The organism is Oceanobacillus sp. HCA-5259, assembly GCF_037892815.1.
Lineage (GTDB): Bacteria > Bacillota > Bacilli > Bacillales > Amphibacillaceae > Oceanobacillus > Oceanobacillus indicireducens.
This window is the reverse complement of sequence record NZ_JBBKBV010000002.1, coordinates 206,837-221,093: the sequence shown is the minus strand read 5'-3', so window position 1 is coordinate 221,093 and position 14,257 is coordinate 206,837. Positions and strand designations below refer to the sequence as shown.

The 14,257-nt window shown below is 37.6% G+C and carries 10 protein-coding genes and 2 pseudogenes; 11 read left to right on the top strand and 1 reads right to left on the bottom strand.

All coding sequences use genetic code 11. From position 1 onward, the window contains the following. The first annotated feature begins 12 nt into the window (after window positions 1-12). The 8 genes and pseudogenes from WKU33_RS02265 to WKU33_RS02230 all read left to right on the top strand — a co-directional run bounded on the left by WKU33_RS02265 (window position 13) and on the right by WKU33_RS02230 (window position 10,505). The gene (locus WKU33_RS02265; RefSeq protein WP_340452974.1) at window positions 13-3,102 is read left to right on the top strand and encodes a type I restriction endonuclease subunit R, EcoR124 family; all 3,090 of its coding nucleotides are present in this window, start codon (window positions 13-15) and stop codon (window positions 3,100-3,102) included. A 238-nt stretch (window positions 3,103-3,340) separates the two neighbouring features. Beyond that, window positions 3,341-4,936 carry an SIR2 family protein gene (locus WKU33_RS02260; protein ID WP_340452972.1) on the top strand — a complete coding sequence of 532 codons (1,596 nt, stop codon included), beginning with the start codon at window positions 3,341-3,343 and terminating at the stop codon, window positions 4,934-4,936. 110 nt (window positions 4,937-5,046) lie between these two features. Beyond that, window positions 5,047-5,332: pseudogene (locus WKU33_RS02255) on the top strand (DUF3427 domain-containing protein); the annotation flags it as partial. 76 nt (window positions 5,333-5,408) lie between these two features. Beyond that, entirely contained in the window at window positions 5,409-6,002 is a 594-nt protein-coding gene (locus WKU33_RS02250; protein ID WP_340452970.1) for a restriction endonuclease, read from the top strand. Window positions 6,003-6,198: 196 nt separating this feature from the next. Continuing rightward, window positions 6,199-7,095, top strand: coding sequence for a D-alanyl-D-alanine carboxypeptidase family protein (locus tag WKU33_RS02245; RefSeq protein ID WP_188859364.1), 897 nt, complete (start codon window positions 6,199-6,201; stop codon window positions 7,093-7,095). 384 nt (window positions 7,096-7,479) lie between these two features. After that, a pseudogene (locus WKU33_RS02240) lies at window positions 7,480-8,229 on the top strand (beta-ketoacyl-[acyl-carrier-protein] synthase family protein); the annotation flags it as partial. Next, window positions 8,212-8,739, top strand: coding sequence for a beta-ketoacyl-[acyl-carrier-protein] synthase family protein (locus WKU33_RS02235; protein WP_340453020.1), 528 nt, complete (start codon window positions 8,212-8,214; stop codon window positions 8,737-8,739). The pseudogene WKU33_RS02240 and the gene WKU33_RS02235, both read left to right, overlap by 18 nt. A 29-nt stretch (window positions 8,740-8,768) precedes the next feature. Beyond that, a complete protein-coding gene (locus tag WKU33_RS02230; protein WP_340452968.1) occupies window positions 8,769-10,505 on the top strand; it encodes a class I adenylate-forming enzyme family protein in 1,737 nt (578 codons plus the stop codon). Window positions 10,506-10,770: 265 nt separating this feature from the next. Here the strand turns inward: WKU33_RS02230 and WKU33_RS02225 are convergent, their stop codons facing one another. Next, on the bottom strand, window positions 10,771-11,244 hold the full coding sequence (locus tag WKU33_RS02225) for a hypothetical protein (protein WP_340452965.1): 474 nt from the start codon (window positions 11,242-11,244) through the stop codon (window positions 10,771-10,773). 715 nt (window positions 11,245-11,959) lie between these two features. Between WKU33_RS02225 and WKU33_RS02220 the strand changes: the two genes are divergently transcribed. The 3 genes from WKU33_RS02220 to WKU33_RS02210 all read left to right on the top strand — a co-directional run bounded on the left by WKU33_RS02220 (window position 11,960) and on the right by WKU33_RS02210 (window position 14,041). Beyond that, window positions 11,960-12,250, top strand: a complete 291-nt coding sequence (locus tag WKU33_RS02220; RefSeq protein ID WP_336252172.1) for a hypothetical protein — start codon at window positions 11,960-11,962, stop codon at window positions 12,248-12,250. Between the two features lie 184 nt (window positions 12,251-12,434). After that, on the top strand, window positions 12,435-13,523 hold the full coding sequence (locus WKU33_RS02215; RefSeq protein WP_340452963.1) for a type III polyketide synthase: 1,089 nt from the start codon (window positions 12,435-12,437) through the stop codon (window positions 13,521-13,523). Then, a complete protein-coding gene (locus WKU33_RS02210) occupies window positions 13,520-14,041 on the top strand; it encodes an isoprenylcysteine carboxyl methyltransferase family protein (protein ID WP_340452961.1) in 522 nt (173 codons plus the stop codon). The genes WKU33_RS02215 and WKU33_RS02210 overlap by 4 nt, the downstream gene beginning before the upstream one ends. The last annotated feature ends 216 nt before the right edge of the window (window positions 14,042-14,257 follow it).

Here is a 14,257-nt window from a genome sequence, read left to right as displayed (position 1 = left end):
GGAGGTACATACATGAGTAATGGCAGAAAGAATGCTGCAGAGAAAACTTTTCAAGATAAGTTCGTTGCTAAATTACAACAATATAAATGGATGGCGCCAGATTTTCTTGATGGAAATAAACAAAAAGTAACCGTACAAGATTTAGTTGATCATTGGCGCAAGGAACTAAATCGAATGAATGCGGATGTCTTGGAAAGTGTTCCTTTAACAGATAATGAATTTGCTCAAGTGATGGCAAAAGTATCGCAAATTGATAACAGTTATGAAGCGGCAAAAATTTTAGCAATGGAGCAATCGACTGGGAAAATTGATGGTATTTACCGGGATTCTCAACCAGACGTTACACGCGAACAAATTACATTGACAATCTTTAAAAAAGCACAAGTACGTGGTGGAGATTCGAGTTATAATATCGCTAGAGAAGTAGAAACACCGAACGGAAATCGTTTTGATATTGTTTTACTCATTAATGGTCTACCACTCATTAATATTGAACAAAAGCGTACAGATAAATCTTTAGAAGAAGCATTTAATCAGTTTAAACGTTATTATGCAGATGGTGAATATGTGAACAATTTTTTTGTCTTTTCCCAAATGATGGTGATGACATCGGAAGTAGCTACTCGTTACTTTGCAACACCGAAGTCCATTCAGGCATTTAATCCAAGTTTTGTTTTTCATTGGGCAAACAAATATAATCAACCCATTAATCATTGGGAAGATGTGATTAGTCACTTCTTAATGATTCCGATGGCACACCAAATGGTTGGTGATTATTTAGTCATTGATGAAGCAAAAGAAGAGGAAAATCGTAAACACATGTTACTACGCCCTTATCAAGTACATGCTCTGCAAGCTATCGAAGGTGCTGCACTAGGGTGGGATAATGATGATAAAGTTCCTCATGGTGGGTTTGTTTGGCATACAACAGGTTCTGGTAAAACGATCACGAGCTTTAAGACAGCTTTATTTTTATCAACTAGAGCAGGATTTGATAAAGTTGTCTTCTTAGTAGATCGCAAGGAACTCGACAGGAGGACGAGTGATAACTTCAAAGCGTATGCAAAATACGAATCGGTAACCGTCGATGATACAGCACATACCTATCAGTTACGTAGACTTTTATCATCTACTAGCACAGGTATCGTAGTCACTACTACATTTAAATTAAATAATCTCGTGAAAGATTTAGTTGAAGCGGGTGTTGAAAGTTTAGCAAATAAAAAATTAGTCTTTATTATTGATGAAGCCCACCGAACGACAATGGGTGAGATGATGGTAACCATTAAAAATTACTTCCGGAAAAATGGACTGTTCTATGGGTTTACAGGAACACCTTTATTTGACGAGAACCAAATTACAGGAATGATTAATGAAAAGAGTGAGCTCATCAATACAACCGAAAAACTTTTCGGACCAGAATTACATAAATATACGATAGATGAAGCGATTGCAGATAAAAACGTCTTAGGCTTCCATGTGGACTATATAAATACCGGAGAATTTGAAAGTTATGATAGATTACGTGATCAAATTGTTGACGATAAATTAGCTGAACAACCAGACGTACCAAGAAGAAAACTTGAACGCCTTGTGTATGAGCTTTCTGAGTTAGAAGTGGAAAAGGAAGCAAAAAAGCGTAAATTGCTGTTTTATCATGATGAGACACATATTCCGCGAGTAGTTGAGGAAATATTAAACAACTGGGAAGACCAATCACAGCATAAGTTTTTCAATGCCATTTTAACAGTTGCATTTAAACATCGCGTAATAGCTTACTATGAAGAATTTAAAAAGCAATTAGCCGAGCGAGATGATATTGCGATTAACATAGCAATGACCTTTAGTTTTGGAACAGATGCAGATACAAAACCTACCGACCCAGAACTAATTCAGACGATGTTTAAAGACTATGCCGTTTTCACTGGAATTGAATATGCTTACGGTGATAAACGACGAGGCGAAGATGCGTATTATGAAGATGTCGTCGAACGAGCAACACGCGGTGGAAGTGGTCGGAATCCGAAAAATATTGACCTCGTAATTGTAGCAGATCAGCTACTGACAGGTTATGACTCTAAATTTATTAACACGTTATATGTAGACCGAACACTAGCATTACAGGGATTAATTCAAGCATATTCACGCACAAATCGTATTTATGGAAAAGAAAAGGAATTTGGTTCGATTGTCAATTTCCAGTATCCAAGAATAACGGAAGAAACCGTAAATGATGCATTAATTTTATATGGTAGTGGCGGAAAGAGTAGTAAAGCAATTGTAGAGCCATACCCTGTAGCGGTCGATGAATTTGTAAAGTATTCACAAGAAGTGATGCAGATTTTACAAGATCCTACCGCATGGCAAGCCTTAGAAAAAGATGAAGAGGCGAAAGAAATTTTTGTAAAAGCTTTTAAAAAGGCAAACGGTCAGTTAAATACGATTCAACAATATTATGAATTTACTTGGGTAGACGACGTGTTCGGTATAACGGAGCATGAATGGATGCGTTATGTCGGTGCATATCGTAACGTAACAAGAGATGATAACGAGGATGATGATCCAGAAGATTTACCAGTATTACCTTTAGGTGAAGCAAAGCTAGCTGGTACACAAAAAATCGATGCTCACTATATTATCCAATTAATCGGGGATAAAGCTATTTCAACAGATGGAAAACAAACAGTTGACGCAGAAACATTACGGATTGTTTATCAACATATTGAAGAATTAAGTAATATGGGTGACTTTGAACAAGCCGAGCTACTCAAGCAATTTGTTGAAGAGGAACTAGAGCCAGGGAATGTATCGAGTGATGTGAACTTTGACGCGGCATATGAGGAATGGAAGCAAAGTAAATTACGCACAGAAATTTATCAGATTTCCCAAACGTGGGGCATCGATGAAGTTATATTTGAAAAGTCGGTAGAATCCTATTCAACCGCTAACCCAAAAGAAATCCCTTATATTGATGACATCACAAGAACCGTAGACTACAATTCTATTAAGCATCCGCAGACAAGCAATCAATTAGAGCATAATATGGAACTAATGAAGGCGTTGCCGGAGATTGTGCCGAAGTTGAAGAGGAAGTTTAGGTAGAGTATAAAGCATCTTCGCTATTTAATGTTTGGAGTAAAGTTAGAAGATGGAATTAAAGTTGATTTGATATGGATTCTCTGTGGGCATGATTTACGAGCTAAGCGCCAAGCATCAAGCATCAAGGGATGTTGATCCACGTATATTATGCTCTCATGCCCGCCTTCCCATTCTAACTTTCCATATTCAATAGCGAAGAAACAATTTCGCTATTGAATTCTAGGAAAAGGAGCTGCTAAGAATGAGTTTTGTTCACCTCATAAATGGTCATAAACTACCAATATTGTTCATAGGGTCTGGTCTTAGTAAAAGATATATTGATTCTCCAGATTGGGAAGGTCTGTTAAAACAAATATATAGTTATATGGGTAAAACGGATAACGACTATTCTAGACTAAAATCAAGAATAAGAAACACTTCTGACAATCGTGATATACCAGTTGGTGAATTAAATGCGCTCATTGCTACAGAAATGGAAAAATTATTTAATAATTATTATTTTAATAGTGACCTAATAGATAGGCATCCCGAATGGTTAAAAGATGAAATATCACCATTCAAATTATGCGTAGCCTCAATATTTGAGAACTATAAAATAATAGATGAAATGCAAGATGAGGTTGATTGGTTTAAAAAACTAAGAGGAAAAATGCATTCCATTATTACAACAAATTATGATCAACTTATTGAGGATATACTTGAATTTAAAGATGAAAGTATTTTCATAGGCCAGCATCAATTGTTTAATTCGTTGTCGGTGGAAATAGATGAAATGTACAAACTTCATGGTTGTGCGACTAATCCTGAACATATAATCATTACCAGTCGTGACTATGACCATTATAAGGATAATGCTAAACTCTTTAGCGCGAAATTGTTAACATTAATAAGTGAAAACCCTGTGGTATTTCTAGGTTATTCAATAGAGGATCCAAATGTACAAGATACATTAACGAACCTTGTAAGTTGTTTAACAGAAAAGCAAATAAAACAATTGAAAAGTCACTTTTTCATCGTTGATTATAAGCAGGGAGAGGTAGAGTTAATTGAACAACAATACATGTTTCCTGCTAAATCATATGATGGAGCCCAAGTCACTTTCCCTGTAACAGTTATAAGCACAGATAACTATTTAGAGCTATATAAGCAATTATCAAACCTAATGCCGGCAATGAACATTAGTGCAATTAAACAAGTCAAGCGAATTGTGAAAGATATTGTAATCGAGTCATCAGAAACTGTTCAAATAAAAGAACCCATTATTACTATTATGATGGAAGACCTTAATCAATTAACAAATCAAGGTATTGACAAGATGGCTATTGCGGTAGGAAATATTAACAAAATTAATGAATATGGCTATGGAGTAAAACCTAAAATTGAAATATTTGAAGATATATTATTAGATAATAAAAACTTAGATGCGATACGATTATTGAAAGGAACCTATGAGCAGCATTATTTGAAAATAAAACAAAATATTCCAATTTATAAGTACAGCACGAGTGTTAGTAAAACTGTAATTGATGATTGTCAATTGGTTACAGCTTACCTTGAAGAGAAGCAAACATTAAGTAACTATCTTAATAAATCACTATTAAAAGAATTGCGAAATGTACCAGAGGGGAATACATTAAAAGATATCCCAGATAGTTATACCTCAAGCCGCAGAAGAAAATACTTGTGGATTTTTAAAAATTTAGATAATATGAATTTGAAAGAAATAAAGGATTTTTTAGTTGAAGAATTGCCGAAGTATGATTCTTTTGATGGACATAATAAAAGTTATTATAATCGACTAATATCGATGTATGACTTGTTAAAGTATAAAAAATAACCCAAAGGAGTGTTCACACTTTACAGTGGGAATTCCTTTGAGTTATTCTATTTCTTTATTATCTATACTCATAATAAAGGATTATATTCTTATTGTCAATAGAAACTCTTGAGGATTATGCAATCAATGAGAAGTTGTTTCACTGGCAATCACAAAGTACGTTAAAAGAAGAAAGTCCTACAGCTGAGCGGTATATACATCATCAAAAGCAAGGACATCAAATAGCCTTGTTTGTAAGGGAATATAAAAAATAATATGGTTATACTGCACCATTTACATTTCTTGGTACATGTGAATATGTAAGTCATTCTGGAGAAAAACCAATTAGTTTTATGGAACCTGAAACATGAGATGCTTCCAGCGTTGGTGCCTGTTGCGAATAAGAGTATTATTTAATTAATATGCCCCGTATACTTCCTATCAATCATGTTAATAAATATTACTAACATGATAGTTTAGGGAGTGACACAAGATGTTAGTTTTAGAGTTAATTATCGGTTTAGTTCTACTGGCTGCATTTCTTCATTTCCGTTATACAAAAAGGAAACACCAACGGATAAACTCGCTCATTGATCGACATATCGAAGCAAGTGAAGAATTGAAGAAGACCCTTGCTATGGGGTTGTATTTACGATTCAAAACAGAATCAGCAGAACAACCGGTAAACTATTCTAGCATTTATCTTAAAGGTGATCCTATTTCCTTTGAATCATTTGTTGCGGACCTTATGAAAACAAGTAGAGGCGGAAGTATTTGGGTTTCTCCTTCCAGTAATGATCAAGGTGTGGATTTTGAACATACAACTGGTTCCGGATTATATCTAGGCCAAGTAAAATGCTATGAAGAAGATTTGCCTTTTGACCCGATTGCACTCATTCATTCGAATATGGTAAAACGGGATGCGGTTGGTGGCTATGTTATTACTACTGGATCTTTTACCGAAAATGCAAGACACTACGCACGAGGATTAAATATTGAACTGATTGATGGAGTTAAGCTTGTGGAAGAATGGTTTGCGGCTTTAAGGCACTCCGAGGAAGATATAAATAATTTGATAGATGATTAGTATCTAATCTTGTTTTTCGTCTCTGTTATATATTAAATAAAGTATGAAGGACAGGTTCCTTTACCATTGTTTTACCGAGAATCAATGGAAGAGGAGCCTTTCCTTTTATTTTTACTTTGATACAATAAATGTATCAATTAAAGGTGCTTTTTTGTTGAGGTATACGATAGGAAAAAATATGTAAAGGAATACTAGTATGAAAAAACTCTCGAGATTTATAAAGATTTTAATCATTGCAGTTGTTATCATATTTGTATTATTTAAAGTAGGGGATAAAATTTATGAATATTTTTCTCCTTTAAGTAATGATGGATATACCAGCCCACATATTTATCTGTTTGATAGAGAAACAGGGAATACTATTTATGAAAAAAATGTACATTCTAAAACATATCCTGCTTCACTGACAAAAATAATGACAGCGATTGTCGCCTTAGAAAATATTGATAACTTATCTGAAATTACCCCAATAGATGTAGAAACATACCAAGATATGGTTGATCAAAATGCTTCGATGGCAGGATTTTACGGGAGAGAGGCAGTCACTTATCGAGATCTGCTGTATGGAACGATTCTAAGTTCGGGTGGTGAAGCCGCCAACTCCTTAGCCATTCATGTAGCGGGAAATGTAAAAGACTTTGTTCAGATGATGAATGCTAAGGCTGCCCAACTAGGGTTGGAGGACACACACTTTACAAATCCAGATGGGCTCCACGATAAAAAACAATATACAACGGCTCATGATATGGCAAAACTTTTAGATTATGCATTAGATAACGGTCATTTTAAAGCGATTTTTACAAAAGAGACCTTCCAAACCACATCAACGCCTGATCACCCTGAGGGAATTTTATTAGAATCAACTGTTCTTACCTATCTGAATAAAGAGGAGCAAAAAGGGTTTGAGATTATTGGTGGGAAATCAGGTACAACCTATGAAGCAGGGCAATGTTGGGCAACCCTCGGAGTAGTAGAAAATCAAGAGTATATAAGTATTGTCATGGGAGCACCACTAGAAGATATTAGTCAACCAGACCAGGCACAAATAACAGACACGCTAAAGTTATTTAAACATATTAAATCTGGAAAATAGTTCATTATCGCTGTATTGTTAGAAGAAAGAAAATAACTACCCCTGAAGCCTCGCAAGCAGAAGAGTAGTTATTTTTTTAACCCCGGCTTTTGCAGTCAAAGTGAGATGAAAATAGCCTCGAACCCATCTGTTTATTGAATCCCCAGCTGTTTCTATTTGTCAAAAAGTTGTAATGTAAACCATCCCCGAGTTCTTTTAATCTCTCCTCATGATAGGCAATGAAAATGAAGTAAGCGCTTTTTTGAAGTATACTAGTTTTATACCTATAATCATCGTTCTAATTAACAAATGATAGATTTTGAATGGTTGCTAATTTTGTTCATCACGAAAAATAGTAGGATGCAACATTTATTACCATAAAATTCATACAAAGGAGCAGTGATCATGAAACAAATAGAGATTGTAGTAACGGGGATGGGGGCTGCCTCTCCATTTGGAATGGGTGTATCGACATTCTGGGATAATTTAATTGCCAATCGTTCTGCTGTAGCGGAAGTGACGGATGAGGAGTTACGTAGGTGGGCAAAGGTTGGTGCGCGTGTTCCAGAATTTCATGCAACGGATTTTCTTTCTAAAAAGATTGCCAGAAACACGGATTATTTTACACAGTTAGCATTAATTGCAGCCGAAGAGGCGCTAAAAGATGCAGAATTGTTAAAAGGTGATGGAGAATCCTTTGCAGCTGGCGTGGAAAGAGATCGAATTGGAACAGCGATTGGAACAGCATTTGGCGGTATTCAGTCGCTAGAGCAGGCTTCGGAAAAGCTCGCAACAGGGCGTGCAAAACGAGTTGGACCTCGTATGATTTCCAAGTCGATTCCCAATGCAGCGGCAAGTACGATTTCCATACAATATGGTTTTCGCGGTCCATCTAATACATATGTAACGGCTTGTGCGGCTTCAGCGAATGCGATTGGAGAATCTGCTTACTGGTTTTTCTGAGATGATGTAGATTATATTCTTGCTGGAGGAGTAGATAGCCTTTGGTCCAATGCATTTCTGTCTGGATTAGGAGATGCGGGGGCACTAGCAACGAAAGGGCCGGAAGACTTTTCGACATGGTCTCGTCCTTTCGATAAAGAGCGGACGGGAATGGTAATGGGAGAAGGGGCAGGTTTGTTTGTCCTAGAACCATTAGAACATGCCAAGGCAAGGGGGGCACATATTTATGCAATACTAAAAGGTTACGGGGCTTCCAATGATGCATATCATGATACGTCGCCAGACCCTGAAGGAACCAGCGCTGCATTGGCAATTGAGCGAGCGCTTCGTTCGTCAGGATTAACTCCTGCTGATATTGATTATATTAATGCACATGCGACGTCAACACCAGCTGGAGATATTGCAGAAACGAAGGCATTAAGACTTATCTTCGGGGAGAAGCTAGATGAAATACCTGTCAGCTCCATTAAAGGAAGTGTAGGACATTTACTTGGTGCAGCCGGAGCGATTGAGAGTATTGCGTGCATCAGAGCACTTGAAACAGGGATACTTCCTGCAACACTTCATTCTAATATTCGTGATGAACAAGCACCTTTAGATATCATTCCGAATAAGAGCCGCAAGCAGCGTATTACAACAGCGATGAGTAATTCATTTGGCTTTGGCGGTCAAAATGGAATTCTTATTTGGCAGGCTCCTTAATGAATGAAAGGGTGAATGGAGGGATAAAGATGCAAGAAACTCGATTAAGTGTAGAGCAAAGAAGAGAGGCATTAAAATTGGCTTATCCTAAATGGGAGAAAAAGACAATTGCAGCCCATTTCAAGGAGCAATGTCAACATTATCGGGATTATCCGCTGATTATGATGCCGGAAGATACTGTGACATACGAAGAGATTTGGGAAAGGTCACGACGTTATGCCAAAGCAATGATTCAGCTGGGTGTACAGCCGGATGATCATGTCGCTATCTTAATGGAAAATGATCCAGATTACATCGCTTTATTTATTGCTTCTTCGATGATTGGAGCTATTGTTGTTCCGTTGAATACACAGCTTCAAAAGGAAGAGTTGACCTATATGCTTCGCCAATCGGATACAAACTGGCTTTTCTTACATCAGGTTGCAAATAAAAAAGAACACGCGGAATCCTTAAAAGGCGTAATAGCAACCCTTCAGAGGGAAGCGGACAGTCCTTTTAAACAGGCTGTTTGTATTCCAATGAAGAAGGAAGAAGCTCCGGCAATTTACCAACATTGGAATTATTTTATAAAGGGGACAGAAGCGGTAGAGAATGTGGTTGTTGATCAACGTATGCTGGAAACAACTAATCCTGATTCCTGTGCTGCGATTATTTATACGTCAGGATCTACCGGTTTGCCAAAAGGTGTGATGCTTACGGATGATATGATGCTGCGTTCCGGATTTGCGACTTGTTATACAAGGGCTTATGAAACAGGAAGACGAATTTATGCACCGCTTCCGATGTATCATGTTTATTTTCTACAAGAAGGTTTATTTGCAGCCTCCTTTTTAGGGGGAGGGATGGTTACCTGTCAGGCCTTTCAGCCATTGCAATCATTGGAATTGATGGAAAAATACAATGTGCATGATTTTCTGGCGGTTCCTTCGATGCTGGTAGCTTTATTGAATCGACCGGAAATCAAAAATACCAAACTGAATCATCTCTATGCGTTGTTATGTTGTGCAGCTCCATCACCAGTTCCTCTGTGGAAACGTGCAGTAGAAGAGCTGGCAGTGACAGAGATTGGTACAGGTTGTGGGGGAACGGAAGCAGCCTCTACAACAATGCTGACAGAAATCGGTGATCCTTTAGAAATTGTATCGACAACTGTTGGAAAGGTGAAAACAGCTGGAGTAGCAGGAGACCCGGAGTTTGGAGATAAAAGTGTAACATACAAGGTAATTGATCCAGATTCTGGGGAAACCTTACCAAGCGGCTCCGTTGGTGAGTTAGCAGTTCGAGGCAACGTTGTAACAAAAGGCTATTATAAAAAACCGGAGGAAACGGCTTTTGCGATTGATGAAGAAGGCTATGTCCGTAGCGGCGATCTAGGAACCATTGATGAGATTGGCTATATCCGGCTATTAGGAAGAAGTAAGGACCTCTACAAGGTATCCGGAGAAACCGTAGCTCCAAAAGAGGTAGAGGACGTTATTTCAATGCATCCTGCTGTCAATCAAGTATACATTGTTGGTGTGCCAGATAAGTTAACGACTGAAACTGGTGCAGCGTTCATTGAATTGAAAGAAGGGGGGAGCTGCTCGAAGCAAGAAATCAGAAACCTGTGCCGGGAACGTGTAGCCCGTTTTAAAATACCGAGACATATTTGGTTTGTGAAGGCCTCCGAATGGCCGCTGACGGGAACCGGGAAAATTCAAAAGTTTAAATTACAGGCGATTGCAGAAGAAAGATTGAAAAAAGTAAAACAGACTGGAACAAAATAAATTTGTTTCAGTCTGAGTTCGAATAATAATTGAATATAGAAACGTATCTAAAGACTTCGTGGCTATATTGTCAGAAAAGAGAAAATAACCACCCTTGAAGCCGCACAAGCTGAAGGGTAGTTATTTCTTACTCCCAGCGAGTCGCCCCCTGAAGGGCTATTACACGCTTTGCCGCTTCATGTGATCAGCATGGAGCGGTTTCTTATATTATGATGATTCTCTACCTAAGTTAATACGAACAAAAAATGCTTGGGAGTTGCTATGTTCATCCAACAATACCACTCATTACACAACCCGTTAATTTATTTGATAGGTTTGCATGTCTAAATAGCCAATTTATAAGTTTTGGCTCTATAATAAATTCCTCAGCTCCAACTTTTCCTTCCGTAAACAGCAATGCCAGTTCACTTGTCAACGTAATAGGAATCCCTTCTTGCTTCCATCTTAATTCCGTAACCCAATGCTCATAACTGTCCAAATTCGTCTGGTGAGCATTATACCAATTTAAAATATAGTCGTCTCCAATCATAGCAACTAATTTCATATAAAAATCCGCAATATGCTCCTCGAAGACATTCTCTTTCAAAGTACCTTTCACAGTCTTGTCATCAACATGTAAGCTGTATTGCTCTAAATCGAACCGTTCATTTAAGAAGTTTTTCCATTCATTCTCGGACAATGCTCCAAATGACGTTGCTGTAAAATCTTTTACTATTCCAAGTGAGTAATATGTTGCCATTTTTTCACCTCATTTCTTGTAAAATTAGTTGTTAGTTTTCATTCTAACATAATATTTAAAAAATAAAATCAAATAGGGGAGCAGAGAGCAACCACCTCAAATCTATGTTGTTTTACTGCTCTGAGAAATCCAGTTATAGCTGACAATTAATCCGCTTCTCGGTTCGTTCATAGATAAGAAACGTTTCATAACAACTGCCCCTTTTTAATTACTGTAAGACCTTTCCGATAAGATGTTGCCATTTTTATCAAGGGCTTGGATTTTGAATTGCTCGGGTCTATCGGTTGGGAAAATACTATAACATGCATACAGATCTATGTATTTTTATGGAACAAAATTGTCTTGCATCCAGTTTTTTCATACGTTATTCTTAAGACAAGGAATCTCATTCTCTGATTTACAAGAAGACCACCTTTTTTCTATAGGAAGAGGTTAGCCGACCACTATACTTATGTAGTTGTTACACAGATTATAGCATAAGATTTATTAGAATAATAGATTAAATAGAATATATGTTTCCTCTTTTCAGTTAGCGTAATGGTATCTAGTTTCTTTTCCGAAAAGGGGGTGCCACAACTTGTGTGCTGCCCAAAACATCACTTATATCCATCGATTTCCCCCCCAGTTAAAAGTGCTGTTCCTCCCCGAATCATAGCAAATGTTGTGGAATTGCGAATTAGAGAGATAATTAAAGTATATAGAGGGAGTGATTTAATTGAGTAAGTGGGCTTTTCATATATTTAACATTATTATTTTACTTTTATTACTGTCGTTTAATCTCTTAGCCTTATTTGGAGCAGGAATAGGTGAGGGAGGAATAAGTTCCGGTATGTGGTTTATTACTGGTTCTTCATTGGTATTTTGGCTCATCTTTTACATTATTCAATTTGTAGGTTCTACTAAAATTTGGAGAATTTCCTGGTTTCTTTTTATGGTAGTATTTCTATGGTTTTGGGAAACAGGCCTTGGCTTTCTTGTCGGTGGAATGTGGTTTGATATGAGTTAAAAATATTCTATATCCATTTTGGAGTAGAGGAATCCGTATGACCAAGAACAAAATACGTACCGATAAAAGATTGAAGCTGGCAAGATTCAGCTTCTTCTTTTTTTGAGAATTTACACGTCTATCCATGAATCATAACTCTCAACCTGGGGAAACTATAAAAAATATGAATCCAAAAGGTGAAGTTATGTCATACATATGTTCAGTTGGCACAAGTATCCCGAAACACAACATCAACCAAGAAGAAGTAAAAGAATTAGTCCAGAACGTATTTGGCTATACCAATCGTGAGGTCAAACGGCTACTTCCCGTGTTCGACAATGCCCAGATTGAGAATCGGCAATTTGCTGTAGCTAAAACATGGTTTGAAGCAGAGCACACTTTTGCGGAGAAAAATAGTATCTATCAAGAAAATGCAATCCACTACTCGCTTGAAGCAATTGATGATTGTTTACAAAATGAACATTTCCTGAAAAACTCCATTCCTTATGAAGCGGTAGATTTAATTATTTATGTCTCCAGCTCTGGTCTATCAACTCCCACGATTGACGCTTTTCTGCTTAATGAAAGGCCCTTCCGACAAGACGTCCAACGAATGCCGCTCTGGGGATTGGGGTGCGCGGGTGGAGCAATCGGTTTATCAAGGGCTCATGACTGGGTCAAGGCACACCCTGAAAAAACTGCACTTATCATATGCTGTGAATTTTGCGGGGTGACCTTTCAAAAAGGAGACCATCGTAAAAGTAACCTTGTTGGTACCGCCTTATTTGGGGATGGAGTGGGCGCGGCACTACTTGTTGGAGAGAATTCGCAATACTTGGAGTATAAGAAACAGGCCGTCCCGCAAGTGATAGGGACGAGTTCACGTACAAAAAAGGATAGCACCGAGGTAATGGGGTGGAATGTAACGAATAGTGGGCTTGAAGTTATTTTTGCAAAAAGCATCCCTTCGCTTGTCGAATCTTTTTGGAAAGAACATATTGAGCTTTTCTTTCAACAATTTCAAGTGAAAAAAGAAGCAATACACACTTATATTGCCCACCCAGGAGGAGTGAAAGTGTTGCAAGCGATGGAAGAAGTATTAAAGGTGGAAAAAGATAAATTAAAGCATTCCTATAACGTGTTAAGAAATCATGGAAATATGTCGTCCGTCACTGTTTTATATGTCCTTAAAGAATGGATGAAAGAGGGAATAAAAGCTGGGGAGAAAAGCATCTTGTCCTCATTAGGGCCTGGTTTCTCGTCTGAATTACTGTTAATGGAGTGGAGTGAATGATGCCTGCTTATTTTTGGTGGATTTTTATATTTATTGCGTTAGAGCGTATCGTGGAATTAATTATTGCAAAGAGAAATGAAAAATGGATGTTGGAAAGAGGAGGGATAGAGTGGGGGAGGGAGCATTATAAATGGTTTATTGTTGTTCATCTGTTATTCTTCCTATCGATTTTGACTGAGGTTTCGATCCGTGATAATTCTAGTTTTGTAATGAACAATTATGTGTTTGCGCTCTTTCTCCTAACGCAAGCAGCAAGGGTCTGGTGTATTCAATCGCTTGGACCGTTCTGGAATACAAAAATCATTATCCTGCCTGACCGTTCTTTAATCAGCAGAGGGCCTTACAAGTATGTAAAACACCCGAATTATATCATTGTCGGTATCGAGTTATTCATTATTCCCATACTGTTTGGAGCGTATTTCACCGCAATTCTTTTCCCGATTCTTCATATTTCTTTAATGACCGTACGCATTCCAATTGAAAATAAAGCGTTAGCTGAATTAAAGAAAGGAACGTGACAGGCGTTCCTTTTAATTAGGGTGCTAAAGTTATACCTTCTATAAAGGCAATCCTGTTCCTGTTATCTCAATCGGCAAGATTTGATTCTTTCTCTAATATTTTCACGCTTTCCTTGTTTAGTCACTATAAAATGAGGGAATAAGCCTATCACGTATTAACGGTCTGTAATACCCCCACCTCTAACAAGAGGGAAAACCAAAATGTTAAGGTGGGGG

What these genes read in the sequence shown, in the direction of transcription:
- WKU33_RS02250 (WP_340452970.1), top strand. Translation starts at nt 5,409, where the DNA reads ATGTTAGTTTTAGAGTTAATTATCGGTTTAGTTCTACTGGCTGCATTT.
- WKU33_RS02260 (WP_340452972.1), top strand. Translation starts at nt 3,341, where the DNA reads ATGAGTTTTGTTCACCTCATAAATGGTCATAAACTACCAATATTGTTC.
- WKU33_RS02265 (WP_340452974.1), top strand. Translation starts at nt 13, where the DNA reads ATGAGTAATGGCAGAAAGAATGCTGCAGAGAAAACTTTTCAAGATAAG.
- WKU33_RS02230 (WP_340452968.1), top strand. Translation starts at nt 8,769, where the DNA reads ATGCAAGAAACTCGATTAAGTGTAGAGCAAAGAAGAGAGGCATTAAAA.
- WKU33_RS02245 (WP_188859364.1), top strand. Translation starts at nt 6,199, where the DNA reads ATGAAAAAACTCTCGAGATTTATAAAGATTTTAATCATTGCAGTTGTT.
- WKU33_RS02210 (WP_340452961.1), top strand. Translation starts at nt 13,520, where the DNA reads ATGATGCCTGCTTATTTTTGGTGGATTTTTATATTTATTGCGTTAGAG.
- WKU33_RS02215 (WP_340452963.1), top strand. Translation starts at nt 12,435, where the DNA reads ATGTCATACATATGTTCAGTTGGCACAAGTATCCCGAAACACAACATC.
- WKU33_RS02225 (WP_340452965.1), bottom strand. Translation starts at nt 11,244, where the DNA reads ATGGCAACATATTACTCACTTGGAATAGTAAAAGATTTTACAGCAACG.